The 21,197-nt window shown below is 33.8% G+C and carries 17 protein-coding genes; 1 reads left to right on the top strand and 16 read right to left on the bottom strand.

Features of this window, described 5'->3' with window-relative positions; genetic code table 11:
* From HMPREF2597_RS04920 to HMPREF2597_RS04885, 8 genes are all read right to left on the bottom strand, one after another.
* Positions 1-546 (bottom strand): LysM peptidoglycan-binding domain-containing protein (locus HMPREF2597_RS04920; protein WP_141750906.1); only part of this gene is annotated, 546 nt, incomplete at its 3' end.
* An 864-nt stretch (positions 547-1,410) separates the two neighbouring features.
* A complete protein-coding gene (gene gmpC, locus HMPREF2597_RS04915; RefSeq protein ID WP_070817210.1) occupies positions 1,411-2,250 on the bottom strand; it encodes a dipeptide ABC transporter glycylmethionine-binding lipoprotein in 840 nt (279 codons plus the stop codon).
* Between the two features lie 31 nt (positions 2,251-2,281).
* Complete coding sequence (locus HMPREF2597_RS04910; RefSeq protein ID WP_002479268.1) at positions 2,282-2,941, bottom strand: methionine ABC transporter permease; 660 nt, start codon at positions 2,939-2,941, stop codon at positions 2,282-2,284.
* 2 nt (positions 2,942-2,943) lie between these two features.
* The gene (locus tag HMPREF2597_RS04905; protein WP_002479267.1) at positions 2,944-3,966 is read right to left on the bottom strand and encodes a methionine ABC transporter ATP-binding protein; all 1,023 of its coding nucleotides are present in this window, start codon (positions 3,964-3,966) and stop codon (positions 2,944-2,946) included.
* A 204-nt stretch (positions 3,967-4,170) separates the two neighbouring features.
* The gene (locus HMPREF2597_RS04900) at positions 4,171-5,913 is read right to left on the bottom strand and encodes an ABC transporter ATP-binding protein (RefSeq protein WP_002461152.1); all 1,743 of its coding nucleotides are present in this window, start codon (positions 5,911-5,913) and stop codon (positions 4,171-4,173) included.
* Positions 5,910-7,691, bottom strand: a complete 1,782-nt coding sequence (locus tag HMPREF2597_RS04895; RefSeq protein WP_070817209.1) for an ABC transporter ATP-binding protein — start codon at positions 7,689-7,691, stop codon at positions 5,910-5,912. Before HMPREF2597_RS04895 ends, HMPREF2597_RS04900 begins: the two co-directional genes overlap by 4 nt.
* A gap of 283 nt (positions 7,692-7,974) precedes the next feature.
* Entirely contained in the window at positions 7,975-9,120 is a 1,146-nt protein-coding gene (locus HMPREF2597_RS04890; RefSeq protein WP_002479265.1) for a bifunctional cystathionine gamma-lyase/homocysteine desulfhydrase, read from the bottom strand.
* A gap of 6 nt (positions 9,121-9,126) precedes the next feature.
* Complete coding sequence (locus HMPREF2597_RS04885; RefSeq protein WP_012991034.1) at positions 9,127-10,023, bottom strand: PLP-dependent cysteine synthase family protein; 897 nt, start codon at positions 10,021-10,023, stop codon at positions 9,127-9,129.
* Between the two features lie 288 nt (positions 10,024-10,311).
* Here HMPREF2597_RS04885 and HMPREF2597_RS04880 point away from each other — a divergent pair, with 288 nt between their 5' ends.
* Positions 10,312-10,842, top strand: coding sequence for a pentapeptide repeat-containing protein (locus tag HMPREF2597_RS04880; protein ID WP_002461147.1), 531 nt, complete (start codon positions 10,312-10,314; stop codon positions 10,840-10,842).
* Between the two features lie 106 nt (positions 10,843-10,948).
* Here HMPREF2597_RS04880 and HMPREF2597_RS04875 read toward each other — a convergent pair whose 3' ends face one another.
* The 8 genes from HMPREF2597_RS04875 to HMPREF2597_RS04835 all read right to left on the bottom strand — a co-directional run bounded on the left by HMPREF2597_RS04875 (position 10,949) and on the right by HMPREF2597_RS04835 (position 21,142).
* Positions 10,949-12,280 (bottom strand): sodium-dependent transporter, encoded by a 1,332-nt coding sequence (locus HMPREF2597_RS04875; RefSeq protein ID WP_141760419.1) that lies wholly within the window; start codon positions 12,278-12,280, stop codon positions 10,949-10,951.
* 141 nt (positions 12,281-12,421) lie between these two features.
* Complete coding sequence (locus HMPREF2597_RS04870) at positions 12,422-12,676, bottom strand: hypothetical protein (RefSeq protein ID WP_002461144.1); 255 nt, start codon at positions 12,674-12,676, stop codon at positions 12,422-12,424.
* Positions 12,677-12,705: 29 nt separating this feature from the next.
* On the bottom strand, positions 12,706-13,434 hold the full coding sequence (locus HMPREF2597_RS04865) for an alpha/beta hydrolase (RefSeq protein WP_002479262.1): 729 nt from the start codon (positions 13,432-13,434) through the stop codon (positions 12,706-12,708).
* 40 nt (positions 13,435-13,474) lie between these two features.
* Positions 13,475-14,143, bottom strand: a complete 669-nt coding sequence (locus HMPREF2597_RS04860) for a phosphatase PAP2 family protein (protein ID WP_002479261.1) — start codon at positions 14,141-14,143, stop codon at positions 13,475-13,477.
* 182 nt (positions 14,144-14,325) lie between these two features.
* Positions 14,326-14,688 carry a Na-translocating system protein MpsC family protein gene (locus HMPREF2597_RS04855; protein WP_002479260.1) on the bottom strand — a complete coding sequence of 121 codons (363 nt, stop codon included), beginning with the start codon at positions 14,686-14,688 and terminating at the stop codon, positions 14,326-14,328.
* A gap of 120 nt (positions 14,689-14,808) precedes the next feature.
* Positions 14,809-17,379, bottom strand: coding sequence for a DUF2309 domain-containing protein (locus tag HMPREF2597_RS04850; RefSeq protein WP_070817207.1), 2,571 nt, complete (start codon positions 17,377-17,379; stop codon positions 14,809-14,811).
* A 14-nt stretch (positions 17,380-17,393) separates the two neighbouring features.
* Positions 17,394-18,893: an NADH dehydrogenase subunit 5 gene (locus HMPREF2597_RS04845; RefSeq protein WP_002479258.1), complete on the bottom strand. Its 1,500-nt coding sequence runs from the start codon at positions 18,891-18,893 to the stop codon at positions 17,394-17,396.
* Positions 18,894-19,948: 1,055 nt separating this feature from the next.
* Complete coding sequence (locus HMPREF2597_RS04835; protein ID WP_070817206.1) at positions 19,949-21,142, bottom strand: GTP-binding protein; 1,194 nt, start codon at positions 21,140-21,142, stop codon at positions 19,949-19,951.
* Positions 21,143-21,197 lie beyond the last annotated feature (55 nt).

The raw sequence follows: 21,197 nt of genomic DNA, 5'->3' as shown, positions 1-21,197 counted from the left end.
AAAGAAATTATTTAAACCATTTAATTGCATGATTTTTTGGTAAGTTGTGTTATATTTTGATGCAATTAAAGATAATGAATCTCCTGGTTGCACTGTATAAATACTAGATTTTGATGATTGTGATGGTTTTGTATTGTTCTTTGCAGCTGTACCAGTCACTTTTAATTTTTGACCTGGATAAATAAAGAAATTATTTAAACCATTTAATTGCATAATTTTTTGATATGTTGTGTTATATTTCGATGCAATGAGAGATAACGAATCTCCTGGTTGCACTGTATATGTACTACTACTTGTGTTTGCAGTACGGTTTGCTGTACTTTTGCTAGATCCACTTACTTTTAACACCTGATTAGGGAAAATTAAATTGGATTTTAATCCATTAAGTGATTTTAATCGTGCAATAGACATACCATATTTATGAGAAATTGACCAAACAGATTCTCCAGCTTTAACTGTATGTGTTGTAGCTGCTTCTGCCTGATGTGCGAATACGGTACTTAAAGCACTTGTCCCAATAATTGCTGCCATATATTTCTTTTTCACTAAAAAAACCTCCAATATCATTTTAATGTGTCTTTGTATTATTCATAAACATACTACTCACTATGTCTCATTACATTAAATAGCAGTAATGGCATCTCTCGACTAAATAGATGAAAATGATTGCATTAAGTCGAGACGTAGTTTACTTCATATACTATACACATTCATGTATTGTCTCGGCTTTTCGTTCTGTCTTTTATAAATCCACATATTAAAGGTAATACAAAAAACAGCAGAATACCATTTCAATTACATTACAGTATTGTGAAGTTATGATACATTACTTTGCGCTATTAAAATATTATTTTTTTTATTTATTTTTTTAACAATGTTTTTGTCGGTTATATGGCAATCTACAAACAAAATGATGCCACGATATCATTGCTAGAAAAAACTGATTTAGCCAGTTTTTCTGTACTTGGGCCTCACCCCAACTTGCGTTGTCCGTTGCCTTTCGCTTCGAAAGCCTCTTTGTTGGGGCCCCACCCCAACTTGCTTTGCTTGGTGAATTTCTTTTCGAAATTCTCTGTGTTGGGGCCCCACTCCAACTTGCTTTGCTTGGTGAAATGGGCTATCAATTGAGACTTCTTTTTTAATTTCTAATGATGTTAATGATATTGTCGAATCTATACCTAATAATTGCTTCTAATATTATCATAATGCTACATATCGACCTGCAATGATGTTAAAAGTGATCCTATATATCTTCACTCAATCTATATTCTCCGGCTTTGAGTTTGTGTGCTATTTCTGATTTTCACTAGAATGTTAGGTTGAAAAATAACGAAAAAGACAATCTCTATTTGACTTCAATAGAAATTATCTTTTTCTTAATTAGATGCATTTTAACTATGTTATTTTAAGTTATTTTAAGCTATTTTCAATCTCTTCGATTTCTTTTTGAGATAGATTAATGTATTTTTCTCCGTCTTTAATGTCTTTTTTCAATGCCTCTTGTGCTTCTTTTGAGTGATATAATTTCACAATTTTTTGATACGTTTTATTATCTTTATCCTTATCATTAACTGCTACTAAGTTTATATAAGGTTTAACAGCATCTGACTCAGATTTTTCTAAGTATATTGGATCTTTTTTAGCATCCAAACCTGATTTAGTAGCTACACCATTATTGATGACTGATAAATCAACATCGTCTAATGCTCGTGCCGTTTGTTGCGCATCTACAGCTTTAATATTTAAATGCTTAGGATTATCTTTAATATCTTTAATTGAACCACTTAAACCAAAATTGTCTTTTAATTTAATCAGTCCAGCAGCCTCAAGTAATTTTAATGCACGTGCTTGGTTTGATACATCATTTGGAATAATGACTTGTGCACCATCTTTGACATTTTTAATGTTTTTTACTTTTTTTGAATAGATACCTAACGGCGCCAACACAGTCGTACTTATAGCTGAGATTTTAGCATCTTTATGTGCTTTTTTATAAGCATTTAAAAATGCAAAGTGTTGGAACGCATTCATATCAATATCGCCGTCACTTAATGCTTTATTGGGCACATTATAATCTGAAAAATGTTTGATTTCGATATCAATATGATCCTTTTTAGCTAATTCTTTTACCTTTTCCCTTGCAGCCGTATCATTTGAAGCAACACCTATCGTTACTTTTTTATTATTGCCACCACCACAAGCTGCAAGTACAAAAATAAATGCAAGTACTAAAGTAAATAATCTTTTCATACATACTTCCCCCTAATTTTACAAAATAAAGTTAATTTCGACGTAAACGTCGAGAAATAAAATTACCTAACGTTTGAATAAATTGAACTAAAATGACTAAAACAATGACTGTGATAATAATGACTAGAGTGTCAAAACGTTGATAGCCATATACTAAGGCTAAATCGCCAATTCCACCGCCACCTACAGCACCTGCCATTGCAGTGCTACCAATTAATCCTATGATTGCAGTTGTTATCGCTAAAACTAATGAGCCTAATGCTTCAGGTATTAAAAAGTAACGAATAATTTGTAACGGTGAAGCCCCCATAGCTTTGGCCGCTTCGATAATGCCATCATCGACTTCCAATAGCGAATTCTCTACTAAACGCGCAATATAAGGTGCAACATAGACGGTTAAAGGTACTATGGCAGCTGTAGTACCAATAGAGGTGCCAACCAATAGTTTGGTAAACGGCACAATCGCAATTAATAAAATAATGAATGGAATTGATCTTAAAATATTAATCATAGGATTTAAAAGTTGATGAATTACCGTATTTGGCCATATGCCATGACGTCTAGTAATAACCAATAATACACCTAAAGGAATGCCGATAAGCGCACCAATAATCAATGATATCGTCACCATATAAAGTGTTTCATATAAGGCTTGTAATAGTTGTGAGCTATCTATACTGGACCCAAACATTGTTAAACGACCTCCTCATATTCGATATGCTGTTGACTAAAATAATTTTCTATACGCGTTCGATCAACATCGTTAAGTTGTATATCAAGCCATAAATAACAAACTGTGTTCTCTTGTATGGCAGACATTGAAGAATATATTATATTGACATCTACACCATAATTGCGTATTAGCGTATTGATTAGTGGAGAAGTCACTTGTTGCGCATCTAAAAACAAACTATATACAACATGCGAGGTGTCATTTACCAATTTAAATAAAGCTTGTAATTGTGTTGAAGGTTCTGTATTAATCACTGTTGACACAAAGTTTTTAGTTGTCTCTGTTTGTGGGTGACTGAAAACTTCTTTAACCGTACCCAGTTCAATCACTTCTCCTTGTTCCATCACAGCTACACGGTTACATATTTTTTGGATAACACTCATCTCATGAGTAATCAACATAATTGTGACACCAAATGTTTGGTTAACATTGCTCAATAATTTAAGAATAGAACTTGTTGTAGCAGGGTCTAACGCACTGGTAGCCTCATCGCATAATAATATTTTAGGGTTGGTAACAAGTGCACGCGCAATTGCAACACGTTGCTTCTGCCCACCTGAAAGTTCATCCGGAAATTGATGCATTTTATCAGCTAAACCCACAAATTCTAGCATTTCTTCAACTTTTGCTTTAATTTCATCTTTATGTTTATGGCTTAAAATAAGTGGCATCGCGACATTTTTAAATACAGTCGCTGAATTCAATAAATTAAAATGTTGAAAAATCATACCGATATCTTTCTTAACATTTCTTAAGTCTTTTTCAGAATATGTATTAATATCTTTACCATCTACGATTACTTCACCGTCTGATACTTGTTCTAGTTGATTCACTAAGCGGACAAGCGTACTCTTTCCTGCACCGCTATAACCTATCACACCAAAGATATCATGCTTTTCTATTTTAAAAGATACATCTTTCAGAGCCTGTATCGTTTCACCTTTTTTGTTGAATCTTTTATTTACTTTTTTAAATTCAATCAATAGTATCCACCCTTTATTCCGATTAACTTAATATGATTATTATGCATTATATTGAATTATATGTAGCCCGTCAATACAATTTGCTGAAAATATTTAATATTCCGACTTTTAAATTTGTAATTTCAATTTAACAAGCACACCAAAACCATAAAATAACGCTCCAATTAAAATCTTACGATTCCAATTGAAACGTTATTTAAAAGCTTAAACACCATTCACTTTCCAATCACTACTTTTCCGCTGTAATGTAACCAGGTGTTGATATAAATCCTGATTAGACATTAATTCTTGATGCTTTCCTTTTTCCACAATTTTTCCATCTTTCAACACAATTATTTGATCACAATGTTCAATTGTTTTTAAGCGATGTGCAATAACAATGACCGTTTTATCTTGAATCAGTTTACTGATTGCTTCTTGAATAAGCGTTTCGTTTTCTGGATCTAAAGATGATGTTGCTTCATCCAATAAAATAATTGGCGCTTGCTTTAAAAATGCTCGAGCAATAGAAATTCTTTGTCGTTCGCCTCCAGATAAAGTCTGACCGTTTTCACCAATTATAGTTTGATACCCTTCTGGTAATTTATCTATAAACTGTTGGCAATTCGCCATTTTTGCTGCCGCATAAATCTCTTCATCTGTAGCCTGATAGTTACCAACTTTAATATTATTAAATACCGTATCATTGAAAAGTGTGACATCTTGAAATACAAATGAATAATACGACAGTAAGTGTTCGGGATGGATGTCATTAATGTTATGACCATCAATTGTAATATCACCTGTTTTTAAGTCCCAAAATCGACATGCTAATTTCGAAAGTGTACTTTTTCCACATCCAGAAGGCCCTACTAAAGCCGTAATCTCTCCCTGATGTGCTGTAAATGTGACATCATGAATAACCTGGTTCTTATTGTATCCAAAAGATACGTGATTAAAGTGGATATCAAATTGTGAAAGTTGAATATCTTTTGAACCGCCCTGTTCTTTTATATCAAATATATCTTTAATACGTTTAGCACTTACTAAAGAATAAATAAATTCTCCTATTTTATATAACGAATTTGTTAAAGGATCATATATACGCACTGCAATAAACACAAATAAAATAAATCCCAGTATACTTAATTGTTGATTTACAAGTAATACCGTTCCTACTAGTACCATAATTCCCAAACCCATGCGAATGATATTATAAGAAATAGATATAAAGAGCCCTACTAATATTTCATAAAGTATAGACCATGGTACTATAGCCCTGATTGTTTGTTTCAATTGTTGAATATATTTCTCTTTTTGATTAGAAGATTTTATCACTTTTATATTTTCTAAGTATTCTTGTAGTGCTTCTGAAATATTAAGTTTCAATTGTCTATTCTTTTTATTTGTAGCAGCAGTTGCAAATTTAGATATCGCAATAAACAATAAAGCAATTGGCATAATCAAAAATAGTATGGCTGACATTTGCCAATTGTAAAAACTGAGCACAATTAATGTCACCATGCTTGATACTATACCAGCAATTAAATTAGCAAAGTCGCTCGTTAGTTGCTTTTCAATTACGGAAACATCATCCATTAACGTACTTGTAAAATCACTTAAATCTCTACTACTTAAATAAGATAAAGGGAGTTTCCTGAATTTCTCTGCCAATCTTATGCGCATGATAGCAGTTTCTTTGCCCGAATTAACATACATTTGCTGATAGGTCTTTAGATAAATCATATATATTAAAGTAAGTAAAGTTAAGCTTAATATAATATATTTCCAAAGATTAATTGTGTGAGGTTCTCCTATTTTTATATGGCTTATCATTTCATCTGTTAGCATAATAAGTAATATCACAGGTAAAATAACTGATAATTGATGAATTGAGGTAAATAATGTTGTTTTATATAAATCACGTTTCCCTTGTTTAGATAAAGAAAATAATGTTTGTATGTTCATCTTTCCACCCCTATTCTCCAATTAACACTTTGCTGATAATTATTATACATTCGTGCATAAACACCATTTTCTTTCATTAATGAACGATGTTGTCCTTCTTCAACTAATTCTCCTTCGTCAATGACTAAAATTTGATCCGCATGCGTCACTGTAGACAATCGATGCGCTATCATGATAACGGTCTTATTTTTCATCATTGAATTAAGTGCTTGTTGGATTTTATACTCATTCTCAGCATCACTAAAGGCTGTTGCTTCATCTAATAGAACGATAGGGGCATCTTTCAACATTGCCCTAGCTATTGTTATTCTCTGAATTTCTCCTCCTGATAAATAGCTACCTGATGTACCAAACACGGTATCTAAACCGTTAGGCATTTTATTAATAATTTCACGACATTGCGCTTGATCAACCACGCGCTCAACCTCTGCCTTTGTAGCATCTGGTTTATAAAAACGAATATTTTCTAACAAACTAAGTTTAAATAGTTTCGTCTCTTGAAACACAAAACTAATATTAGACATTAAATCTTCATATGACATTTTCTTTACATCGACACCGCCTACTAATACAGAACCTTCATCCAAATCATAAAATCGAGTAATCAAATTAAATATTGTTGACTTTCCACTTCCAGAAGGACCTACAATTGCAGTGACACTATTAGGATGACATGTAAATGATAATTTATTAATTGCTTTTTGTTTCATGTCTTCATATGTAAAACTGACCTTATTAAAAGTAATATCAAAACGCGTAGGTTTTATAGAAATCGTTGGCATTGATAATGCTTTTGCTTTATATATTTTTTTGTCAAGATGATCCATTGCATGAAAAATAATCATAGCTTTATATGAACTTTCCATAATTCTCATCAACATAAATGCTACTAGTGGTGTAAAAATTACAAAGAAAATATAACTTAAGAGTAGGGATTTTAGCTGCTCTGAATGATTAAAGAAGATAATGGTTGCCGGTATAAGAAAAGAAAAAATACCATAAACACAAACGATATAACCGCTCATCGCTTTCTTCATTGATAATGCATAACTTACGGTAAAATCCCTATAATTTTCGATAGCATGATTAAATGATTTAAATGAAAAAGCAGTTTGCCCAAATATTTTTACTACTGATATACCACGAACGTATTCAACAACATCATTACCCATATTTGCTGATGCTTCTTGATATTTTTCTAAAAACGCTTTGCTATCTTCTCCCATCATAAATTTCAAAAGAAGAAAACCTAAAATAACTGGAATTAAACAAATAAGAGATAGCTTCCAATCAAATATAAAAATCAATACTAAAAAAGCGATTGGTGTCGTTAATGCCTGTGCCATATCAGGCAACTGATGTGCTATATAATGTTCAACTTCTTCAGTATTCTTTTCAATAAGCTTACGTAATTTACCACTTTGTCTTTTCTGAAAATATCCTAACGGCAATTCGTTCATATAATCGATAAGTGTTATTCGATATTTAGCTACAGTGTTAAATGCCACTATATGAGATAGTAGTAAAGCTAAACCATAAAACATAAATGCGACTGATACATAAATAACAGATTGCCATCCAAAATATGTCATCTTCTCAATGACTGATTTATTTAAATTACCTTTCGCTGACAACATACTTTCAATAACATAATAAACATTCAAATACGCGCCTAAACTTATAACACTCGAAACAACAGACAATAAAATCGCTAAATAAAACAAATATTTATACTTTCCCATGAGTGTTTTTAATTTGCCTAAATGTTGGTTTTTCATATAAATTTCGAGACTAAGCTACTCATGTTCATTTTAAAAGTTGCTTGACGACCGAAAATAGCGTCATCTCTTCTCCTTTCTTATTTCATTCTTGCATATTTAATATAAAAATGAATATTATCTAATATAATTGAAAATTATTATCAATTAATATATTACAAATGTATCCTTATATGATATTTATGTCAAATTACACTTAAAAATTTTATAGCACTTTATGAATATTGATTAAAAAAACCAAGCAACTCTAAATATAGCTGCTTGGTTTTTTTATAATTAAACTTTATTTTATTGTATCTAACGCTTGTATAAGATCATTCACTAAATCTTCTGTATCTTCAATACCTATCGATAAGCGAATTAAGCCATCTGTAATACCTTCTTTAGCGCGAATGTCTGGGGGAATTGATGCATGGGTCATCAGCGCTGGAACAGATATCAAACTTTCTACTGCTCCTAAACTTTCTGCTAAAGTAAAATACTGTGTCTCACGTATGACGCGTTTGGCAAGCTCCGTATCTTTCACTTCAAAGGCAACAACTCCTGTGTGTCCACTTGCTTGAACAAGATGTACATCATGATTTAAGTGTGTCTTGATACTTGGGTGAAACACTTGTTGAACAGCTGGATGCTGTTGTAACATCTCTATGATGCTTGTCACATTACGATTAATTTGTTCCATACGTAATCCAAGTGTCTTAACTCCTCTTACTAATAGATAACTATCTTGAGGTCCAAGAACACCTCCTGTTGAATTGGAAATAAAGCCAATTCGTTCTCCTAGCTCGTCGTTTGCTGTGACAACTAAACCTGCAACTACGTCACTGTGACCACCAATATATTTCGTTGCTGAATGAAGTACAATATCAATACCAAAATCAAGCGGATTTTGATAATACGGCGTCATAAATGTATTATCGACAACTGAAATTAACTGATGCTGTTTAGCAATTTCGGCTGTTTTTTTAATATCTGTAACACGTAATAATGGATTGGATGGTGTTTCAATATATAACATTCTTGTTTGTGGTTTAATAAATTGTTCTACATTCTCAATATATGATGTATCAACAAAATCAACTTCAATACCATAACGTGTAAAAACTTTAGTTAAAGCACGATATGTACCACCATAAACATCAGAATTTAAAATAATGTGGTCTCCTTTATCTAGTAACATCATAACGGCACTCACCGCTGCCATGCCCGAACCAAAGGCAAATCCATGCTTACCATGTTCTAAATCAGCAATAACACTTTCAATAGCCCCACGTGTAGGATTTGCTGTTCGTGAATATTCATAGCCTTGTCTTAAATCACCAATATCATCTTGTAAATAAGTACTTGTTTGATAAATAGGGGTCGTTACTGCACCTGTATAAGTGTCTGTAGTATGTCCACCATGAACCATTTGCGTTTTTTTATTCATCTTTAATCATACTCCTTTATAATTGAAAATTTGTTTTGACATATAGCGATCACTACCGTCGGGAAAAATAGTTACAATAACACCTTTATCGAGTTGTTGTTTTATTTCCAAAGCACCCTGTAGCGCTGCTCCTGAAGAACTTCCCACAAGTAAGCCTTCACGTTGTGCTAATTGTCTGACATTGTTAAAACCATCAACATCACTTACCGTAATAATGTCATCAACGAGGTTCCGTTTGAGAAATACAGGCCACTTTTCAGAGCCTATCCCTTCAATATCATGTGGGTGGCTCTCCCCTCCATTAAGTATTGAACCTTCTGGCTCTACTAAAATATTTTTCACATTAAAAGGTTTAAGATGCGAAGCCACACCAGTAAATGTCCCTCCTGAACCTATGCCAGCCACAAAATAATCAATTTGTGGTAATGAATGAGTAATTTCTTGACCCAAGGTATTTTTATATGCAGCAGGGTTGTCTTGCGATTCAAATTGGTTCATATATACTGCCCCTGTAGCTGCAGCATATTGCCGCGCTTGATATTGTGCACCAAGCATGCCTTCAGCTTTAGGTGTACGTGAAATATCAGCACCTAGCGCGCGCATAATAGCAATTTTTTCTTCTGAAAAACCATCTGGTGCAAATATTTTACAATTTATATTAAACCTGTTAGCAGCGATGGCTAACCCAATACCTGTATTACCAGCAGTAGCTTCAACAATCGTATCCCCAAGATTTAGACGTCCTTCATGCAAAGCCGTCTCAATCAAATACTTGCCTAAACGGTCCTTCACACTACCACCCGGATTAAATTGTTCTAACTTTGCATATATCTGGACATTGTTATCACTATAACTTTCGAGTAAAACAAGTGGCGTATGTCCTATTAAATCATAAGCGATCATATTAATTGTGAGTATGACAAACACTGCGTACGTAGTGTCTATAGCCACCGTGCATCGTCAACTCATTGAACCTTCTTTCTTGAAAAATTAAATCTTACTTAATAACTAAGGATTTTACGCTATAACTTCTTTTTTTGCAATCTCTATGTTTATTGCATGTAGTACAATGCCTGGCTCACAATATGACTGTTCTTGAATTGTCTTTGCATGTTAGGATAAATATGTAAAAGGACAAATTAAAACAATTGACAAACCACACTTACAAAACATATCGGGAGATGATGACCTATGCCATCGAAACAGAACTTATCGCTTTCTGTTTTTACAAATGAGCAATTTAAAAAATTAAAGTACAGCACAACAACATTTAGGAATTGCATGTTTGATGCGCTAGAAGTAAATAAAAGTCGCTTTAAAAAATGTGATTTTTCAGAAGGTATTTTTAAAAATATAAAAGCTATAAGTAATAGTAAATTCATCTATTGTGATTTCACTCAAAGTATTTTTGATGATGTTCATTTTTATAATACGTTATTTAAATATGTTGAATTTACTACCACAACGTTTGAGCGCAGTCACTTTAATAATATAGAATTTCAGTATTGTAATTTCAATCATCATTACCTACACGATGTGGCACTACAAAATGTCGTATATGACAAGGTGTACTTTGAAAACATAACACTAGATTTATGCCAACTTGATAATGTAACGTTCAATCATTGTACATTCAAAAATGTAACGATTAATCAGTCAAGTTTGCCCGATAAACTTAAAGTACAATTACAGCACGATGGTGTTCATTTTAAAGATAATTAATAAGTAAAGAAGAGCACTTACCCATAACTTGGCTAAGCGCTCTTATTTTAAATCTAGATTTATATAATTTATAAAGCATATGCTGTTCGCGTATCATTGTTCGTCTTTAAAATAACTGCACTAAAAACACGAGTATAATAACAAGTGGCATCACGTATTTAATAAGATAATACCATGGTATAAAAAGTTTAAATTTATCTTTACCAAAATTTTCTTTTAATAATTTTTTATCTAATAGTTGACCAACAACAAGTGTTGTACCTAACGCGCCTAAAGGCATTAGTATATTAGACACTAAAAAGTCCATATTATCAAAAATTGTACCAGCTAAAAATTTAAAATTGTTTAACGTACTAAAGGATAATGTTGCAGGAATACTGATGATAAACACTAATGCACTAGCAATCATCGCTACAACTTTACGTTTCGAGTTATCATTTTTAGTAAAATTAGACACATTTAGTTCTAGTAACGATATAGATGACGTAAGTGCTGCAAATAAAAACAGAATGAGGAATATAAAGTAAAACACAATTCCAAAATGCATTTTACTAAATACAAGTGGCAACACCTTAAATAATAGTCCTGGTCCTTCTTGAGGATGGTAACCAAACGTATGCAATGCTGGAAAGATTGCTAAACCAGCCATGACTGAAATCATGATGTTCATAACAACGATAGAAAGTGCCGATGATTTAATGGTCATAGCTTTAGGTGCGTAACTTGCATAGGTAATCATGCCCGTCGTTCCCAAAGACAATGTGAAAAAGGATTGGCCTAGCGCAAAGAGTACACCTTGCATAGAAATATCTTGTATGCGAGGTTGCAAAATATACTGCACACCCTCTAACGCACCGTCTAAAGTTAATGATTTTATTACAATAATTAGTAGAAATATAAATAATAATGGCATCATGATTTTAGAAGCTTTTTCCAGACCACCTTCAACGCCTAACATCACGATGACCATTGTTAATGCGATAAAGATGCCTTGTCCAACTACAGTAATCCAAGGGTTACTTATCATGCCCTCAAAGCTAATCTGAGTTAAGGAGTTATGTTCAAGTGACAGCATTTGTAATATAACATGTCCTATATATATAATAATCCAGCCTCCAATAACACTATAGAAGCCAAATAGCACAAACACTGCTAAATTCCCGTTCCAACCAATCAAATTCAACCATTTTTTCCCTGTCAATTTACTGTATATTTGGGTCGTATAAGTACTTCCCATTTTACCAACAGTAAATTCCATAATAAGCAGAGGTAATCCCACAAATATAGTGAACAGTAAAAATAATGATAAAAACGCGCCACCACCATATATTCCTGCCATATAAGGAAATTTCCACATTGCACCTAGTCCAATAGCTGATCCAGCACTGGCTAAAATAAAACCAGTTGAGGTTTTCCATTGTGACTCCTTACTCATCATAACAACTCCTTTAGTACGTTAAAGCGTTTATGTGCTTAAGTACTACTGTAACATGTGTAGTCAATACGTGCAATATACATATAAAAATAAAAAATAGTGCAGTGACTTTGTCGTATTCACAAAGCCTGCACTACTGGTAAGTTATTCATAATCTTCGAAACCATATGCAATAGTCTGTCCATCTGTAACTTCCGTTATCTCTAAGCTTTCTATATGATCCACATTAATATAATGTACACTGTTACCTGTGTTTAAGTATAAATATGCAAGTTCGTCAAATTCATCTATCAAACGTTGATGACACGTTTCTTTATCTTTCCCATAATCAAAACTTTTAAATTCTTTAAATGTCTGTCCTGAAGTCGTCGTATAAATTAATAAAAATGTACGTTTCATTTTATTCTATCTCCTTTGTATTTTTTATCTCAAGATTGAAAAAATGTCACTATATCGTTGATTACATCTTCACTCCCTTCACCATAAGTCATTAAGTGTTTACTTAACCGGTATGCAGTTAATGACTTATTTGTTTGTGTCATATGCTCAGCAATATATTGTGCGCTTTCTTGATAAGAAGCGTCATCTTGTTCACCATATAGAACCATTGCATCTGCATTGATATGTGCTAAATCATGCATGATATCTGTTATAAAAAGTCTAAATGCGGTCAATTGTGAATGATATTGTTTAATTGTGTTTAATTGCTTTTGTGCTTCACTATCAGACAGGTGTTGTAATTCATTCATACGCTGTCCATAACGTTCCATACGCCACGCAATACCTGTTTCTGCTTTTTGATGGGGAGCTGACATAACAGCAATCTTAGCCACAGGATACGTTTCAGCTATCTTAAGTGTCAATAATCCACCTAAAGAAACGCCTGTAACATATATTTGTTTGTAGCCTTGTTGTTGTAAAAACTTGTATCCATTTTGTGCATCATGCCACCAATCATTAATATCAAACGCTATTAATTCAGTAAGCGGTAATCCATGCCCTCGATAATTTGGTGCGTAACAAGTAAAACCTTGTTTATGCAATGCTTGCGCTAATGGTTTCACATCTCTAATCGTGCCGGTAAATGAATGTAATAATAAGATAGCTTCTTCACGATGTCCTTCTAAATATATCGGTCTTGGCGAAGTTAATTTCATACTTCTATCCTCCATTGATAACCCATCGTTCTTTACGACGTTATTGTTTATTTCTTATGTAAAACAGTGGATACATAGCTAAGAAAAGCATCATCCAAATGACTGCAAGTGCTACACCGCCTAGTACATCTCCCACATAATGCGCATGAAAATATAAGCGACAACTTAAAATACCTATCCAGAATAATAATGCCAGTGATATTATCGTCCATTTCGCATATAAGCGCGTTACATAGGATACCGTCATAATTATAATAACAATACATATCAATGTACTTGCATTTGAGTGACCACTTGGATATGAGAAGCCATGGTCTTGAGGCAGATGATTGTATGGTCGTGATCGTGCAACAACTTGTTTAATTAAGAAGTTCATCCAACTACCTGTAAAAACAGCAATCAGTGACCATAATGCTGTACGTTTAGATTTGACAGCAATCACTACCGATAATAGAACCATCAATAACATCACACTTGATACTTCACCAATTGTTGCACAGAACGTCATAATAGTGTTGAACCATGAACCTTCAAAACCGCGCTCTGGCGTGCCAAAATAATCAGTCATTAGCTGCAATGATGCCGCATCAATATGTTGTATAAATGATGTGCGATGCATTACACCTACAGTTAATAATGTAAAAATAAGTACGCTTATCACAAAGATAGGTATGAGCCATTTAGACGTATAAAATTGTTTATTTATCATATATTTTATAAATCCTCTTTCTCTATGATTAAAATTGCGTGCACTGTGCTATACTTCAAATAACATTGTTCGTGACTAACCCAATCTCGCATCAAGTATGACGTACTATCCACACAATGTTAAATATTGAAAATTACACTGTCGTACAGCAAGTGCCTGAAGTAACAGTGAGACACCTCAAATTATAATCGTTTCTCCAAATTCTCTGTTAATTTAAATATAATTACTCTTTCTCCTGTTTTTGTACTTAAATCTGAGTGAAAACTTTTAACAGAAACACCCGTAATGTGATCAATAATATTCATTAAATCATCTTGCCCAGATTCAACTAACTCGGATCGCGTTCTCTTTATGTTAAGGCGTCCTTCGTTTGTTTCACATACCCTATACTCTGCTGGAGTCAGCACACCTTGTAAATTGACAATGACCATATCTCTTAAAATGTCAGTTTTAACCGATAGTGAGCCTCGACCTAAAAAATCTTTTTCCCATTGCGTAATAGCTGTGCTAATATCCGCTTCATAGCTACCTTTAGTCTTAGTCATTTCTATCATATTCTCCTAATATTAGATTATATTAAGTTTAACATTTTTTAGCCTAATTCCGAAGATATAAAAGGTACAACCCTGACATATTATTTCGAAACAGTGGGTTGTACCTTAGTATTACCAATCTTTAATATCTCCGTTTTCATCTATGCTAGCTAATCTTAGCCATTGATGCGCCACCTTTTGAGCAAAATGTTTATTTGTAGTTAAAAGTCTTTCTATATATTTATCAGGTGCCTGAATCATAATTAAAATACGAATAGGTGCATGATAGGTTTCATTGTCTCCAGCCATCACAGATTGCCAAGGTAAGCCTGAAAGCAAATCACTAGAATTCCCTTGCATAACACCTACGCCAGATGTTACAGATTGTGTCGTTTTATTACCACTACCATAAAAATGTGGTGCAACGGTCGATGCATAATATTGTAAATTAATCCATTGTGCTACAAGTGCTGGACCTGAAATAATGGTATCTAGTAATTGTCCATCTTCGTCTTTACGCCAATCATAGTTATGTAGAAATGCACGTCCTTCTAAATTACATTGAGCCGTTAACTCACGCTGTCCGATAATAAACGATGCATTGCGTGCCAAGCCCCACTCTGGACGTATTTCACTCCAGTCAGAAGCATAACGTTGCGCCTCTCTCCGCGGATGACGTTCATTGTCTTTAGGATTAACACTAGGTAATTGTGACAAACGTTCTAAATTGGCATGGTAGCTAATCTCTGGCATAGCTTGATTTAGCGTATTAAATGCTTTCTGTGCCGCTTCAGTAAGTTGAGGGACATACAGCCATTCAAGTGTATCAATTGACGTTTGATGTTCTGCCGCAACAAACACAGTATCTTCTGGGATTGAAATACCTTCCGCTTCTAATCCCAGGCGTACATCTGAAAGATTACACATCATTGCGAGTAGTTTCGCATTAAATCCACTCGCCGCACCACCACAAGCACCACACTCTAAAGATGCATGATATGGATTATTATTAGAACGACTTGCATGTCCCCCTAAGACAACTAATGGTGCAAAGTCAGTTGTTAAGTCCATCAACTGTAATGCATTTTTTGTAAAAGCAATTTGTTCTGCTTTTGTAAATCCTACGGGTAACTGGGAATAAATTTGTGCTTCTCTATCAATCGTTAAATGTGTCTCCGGTTTTTTCAACCATTTGTGCTGCCATAGCTTTACAAGATAGGCTGTTGTTTTAGGAAATAACGTACTTGCTACAGTATTCAAACTAAGAAATGGTCCACTGAGCTCAGGTAAAAGTAAACTCGGTAAGACATTGTGTTTCATTAATTTAAATGTGTAAAACAATGAAGTTACTGAATGTTGTTGCTGATTATAGATATCTAACGCTTCACGATTTGCGTATTCTCTAATTGCATATGCTGGTGGCACCATAACTGGCAATGAATTATGCGCAAATTGTTCGTCTAACGCTTCTTTTCTTATTGGCAACCCAAAGAAACCCGCGATGCCTATTGTTTTAAATGGTCCCGCATGCTCAATATGCCGTCTGAATGGCTCAGAACGCACGTCAATGCAAAAAGCTAATTGAACTAGCGTATCTTTATTTACAGGTGGTTTTGCTTCAGATAATGCCTCGACCAATTCCCGTTTATGTGTTTCTTCCCAAGCTTCTAACCATATTTTTTTAAAATATAATGGATTAAAGCGCTTAGCAAAGCGCAGATGTTCAATTTGGTCATCAATTGATAATGAGAGCCATGTATCAATCGTCATATTGCCATAATAAAGCCATTTACTAACTAATTCTTTCACTCTTCTTTCAACATTTAAGACTGCCGGACGGCTCATTTTTTCAGTATCTAATAAAATACATTCCATCGTTAAACGAATAGCTAAGTATTGCGTTAGTATATCTTTATCATTGTCATTTTGTTGCGCTCGATAATACAACATTCCAGCCCATCCAGGCAGCGATAACAAGTGCCCTGTTAAATAGCTTTCTTTTTCATCTTCTGCAATATCTAAATGATTTAAAGAAATATTCAAGGCTTCTTTATAATTTTCTGGTAAAGTCTTAATCATTTTTCTTTGCGTCTTACTTAACATTGGATCATGTTGCGCAAGATGTAACCATGCTGCATAGAAACCATGCTCTCTTTTAGGCATCGTCCAGCTCGATTGAAACTGATCTATATACAGCTTTGTCCATTTAATAATATGCGTATTTAATTCATCCATTAGTGACTCACCTTTAGCATTATAGGCATTTGCACTTTTCGAGCGCGCATATTTAAATGCTTCATCTTCAAATATCACTTTTAGTTTTGCTACCTCTAACATAAAGTAGCCTTCCTTAGTGATTAAATCCTCTGGTATGGGCATAATTTGAAGTGCATTATTACAATAACTATCAATATGTGTTTGCGGAATCGTCGTAGCGTAATTATTTAAATCTTGTTTCAACGCCTGTTGAACAATAGACACATCAATTTCACCTTTTTCCGCAGCTGCCATGACTGCCGAACGACTAGGATATAAATCTATATCACGCTCATGCTTGAACCATTGCACAACTTCATCAAAAGTACGATGCTCCATAGCTTCCCATGGGTTTCTGGCCGCAAAGATAGAAATAGGTGATAATGGCGTAATCACTTTGCAAGCTGCCTGTACAATATCTTCTATGTCCCGATATGATGTAGTCATTACATTTCACCTCTTTATAAGTATTTTTGTAAATAATTAGGATGACTTTCTACTGATTTAAATTTAGCTTCTCCAATTTTCACTAACCACAAGTACACAATAGCAAACGCTGTCGAATCACGTCGGCGAGCTACCCATATACTCAGTATGCTGCCAAACACTAGCATTGCGATACTGATGACAACACTGATCATAGGTGGATGTGTAACATGTATAGAAATTGCACTTAAAATATTGATAAAAAACGCATGCGTCACATAATAAACTGCTGCCACAAAGATTAATACCACAATGCCCAATAGTCTACCAATAATCCCTCTATTTAAAGCGATCAATTGATTCCAAGAAACTGAGATAGACCATGCCAAAATAAATGCACTAATTAAGTTATACGCACTATGATCATTAATCATCCAAAATAATATTGCCAATAATAACGCTAACCCCCTGCCAGTTAAAGTCCAACCATAAGAACGCTGAACATTAGGAGGCGTTGGGATATTAAACCGTTTAACAATTGAACCAGATTGTAAAAATAACGTTGCTTTAAATACACCATGGAGAATCAAATGTATAATTGCTGCCGAATAAACACCTAAGGCACATTGAACGAGCATAAATCCCATTTGGCTCATCGTTGAACCTACAAGCTGTCGCTTATAATCTACATGTACCAGACTAATCCCAGAACCAATCAACACTGATAAGCTTGAGATTATCAATAAAATAGTCAAAGCAATTGGATGATCAAACACTGGAGAAAAACGTGTTAAAATAATTCCACCAGCATTTACAATTCCAGCATGCATGATTGCTGAAACAGGCGTCGGTGCAACGACAGATTCAATTAACCAACTTTGAAATGGATATTGTGCAGCCGGAATAATGACTGACAGCACAAGCAGTAAATTCATCAAGAAATACAATGCTCCGTTCATCGTTGTTTCCTTGGAGATATTAGGATAAATTCGCCACTCTCCTGTCCCTATGTATAAAACAACAACTACTAATACTAATGCTAACCAACCTAATAAAAAAGCACGCGCAGATACTTTCGCTGCTTCAGCTGGTACTTTCCAAGTACGATTTAGTCGAAGCAGCTGCGTCAATGCAAATAAAGTTAAGCCCCAACAAAAGACCATTAGGCGTAAATCATCACTTAACCATGCGATAGATGCAAATACCGTCGTACAAGTAAACCATGGGAAATATTTTTTATAATTATGATCACCTAACAGATAGCGCATAGAAAATTTTTGAATTATAAAGCCAAGCGTTAAGATAAAGCTAACTAGCAACCATGCCAGTTTATCAACGGCAAACAGACTAATGACTTGGCGTTGTTGTGTTGTCACAAGTCCAATGATGGCAACAACAATAGGCAATGTTAAGCATAAAAGATGCAGTTTAATATATTTAATAGGACAAGACGGTAAAATATAGACGATGCCACTTAACATTGCAATAGACAAAGTAATAAAAAATAAAATAAGTAAAAATTGCTCACTCAGCATAACTGTTCCTCCAATTGACAATATTGCTATGTCGAATAACGATTTAAACAAAAAAGCCTACAATAGCATGACTACTCTCATAAGTTTGAAGAGGTATCAATACTACTGTAGGCTTCTTTTTCAACTTATTATGTATAAAGTAAACGCTTTACTTCTTATATAATCTTTTAAAAAGCTACCTAAGTTATCAAGTTTATCATTTGTAAAATAAGCGATCCATTTCTCCCCGTTCAATCCATATAGATACATGAATTGCCCGAGAAAGACTCAGATACTATTTTAAGCGTAATAATTACAATATATTGTATAACGTAATGAATGTCAAACCCAGTCATACAATTATGAAGGCTCACCTTGAAAAGCGATTCAGCGATTACGCTAAATTAAACCATATATAATAAAACATCTACCTATAATATAGGCAGACGTAAGTGGATAAAATGAATTTGTCATTTATTTTAAGGGTAACATATTTTACTACAAAAGAATGTAGTAATTATGTGTAAACACTTTAAAATACAGTAAAATTTCCTTTTAAGAGTGTTAACACAACGATAGATATCATTTACTTATATTTTATATCATATACCAAACATTGTTATTTTTAGTCAATGAGGGTTGTTATTTTATTTATTTGCCTACATAATATTAGTTATACTTTTTAGTATATTCTGCTATACCCAGCATTGAACCACTATGGTAAAAACAACAACGAAAGGACTGTTAAAATTTGAAACAATCTCGTTTTTTTAACATGGCAACGATCATATTCACATTAATAAGTGCTTTTATCGTTTATACCACACTGTTTACAAATTTATATAATAATACCTTATTCAGTTTTTGGTATTGGCCAGGTGCAATCATTTTATTTATTACACTAGCATTAACTATTATCAGTATCTATTTTGGTAAACATACGGTCTTATATATTTTATTATTTATCTTAAATATTATAATGCTAGTCATATTTACAGCACCTATCATCTTAGCCTAAAACCATTATGACGCGTTTGAAACACAAAATCAGTTTCAAGCGCGTTATTATTTAAATATTATTGCAAATGCCATTGATACGGATCTGGTAATAGCGACCAGTCTTGGTTTATTTCGCTGCTATTAATGAGACACCGATCTAACTCTGCAGTTATTCTTTCTTGGTCTAAGTCTGTACCAATAATAACAAATTGTGTTTGTCTATTACCATACTCAGGGTCCCATTCATTTAAAACATCTGGTCGTTTTGCTAAAATTTGGCGTTGTTGCGTTTCAGACATACTAGCCACCCAATAAGTAACAGGTTCTATTTGTTGTGAAGACCCTGCTTGAGACAATAAACATGCTACCTGATTATACTGTGCCAACCATACAATCCCTTTTGCCCTAACGATATTTTGAGGCAGTTGCATCAACCATTGTTCTAATCGTTGAGCATGAAATGGCAAGCGTCTGCGATAAACAAAGGAGCCAATACCATATTCTTCAGTCTCAGGAGTATGCGCCTTATGATCACCCTCTGTTAATTCTTTAATCCAACCAGCTGAATTTCTAGCGATATCAAAATCAAATAATTTAGTATCCAGAACTTCATCTAAATTGACTTGGCCTTGTGTTGTTTTAATTATGTGTGCTTGTGGTTGCAATTGCCTTAAAATAAGTTCAAGCCTTTGTAAATCATGCTCAGCGACTAAGTCAGTTTTATTGATAATAAGCACATCACAAAATTCAACTTGATCTATTAATAAATCAGCAATCGTACGTTCATCTCCATCTCCTACTTCCTGGTCTCTATCGGCCAATAAATCTTCTGATCGAATATCATTAATAAAGCGATTTGCATCCACCATGGTCACCATAGTATCTAGTCTACATAAAGACGTTAAATCAATTCCTAAAGCTTCATCCATATAAGAAAATGTCTGCGCTACTGGCACAGGCTCAGAAATACCTGTTGACTCAATGACAATTTGATCAATGCCACCTTTAAGTACAAGTCGCTCTACTTCTTTCAACAAATCATCACGTAATGTACAACATATACATCCATTAGATAATTCAACTAACTTTTCATCCGTACGAGACAAGCCACCCCCTTGAGCAACTAATTCTCTATCAATATTGATCTCACTCATATCATTCACGATGACAGCAATGCGACGCCCCTCACGATTTTGAAGAATATAGTTCAGTAATGTTGTCTTTCCTGAACCTAAATAACCACTTAATACTGTAACTGGAATTTTTGCCATAACAACCTTCCTTTACAAATCGTAATAATTACGTTTTAAATTTTAGTAAAAGCAG

It is taken from the genome of Staphylococcus sp. HMSC063A07, from assembly GCF_001836955.1.
Classification (GTDB): Bacteria; Bacillota; Bacilli; order Staphylococcales; family Staphylococcaceae; genus Staphylococcus; species Staphylococcus lugdunensis.
Note: the sequence above shows the minus strand (reverse complement) of the source record. Positions and strands in the feature narration are given on the sequence as shown.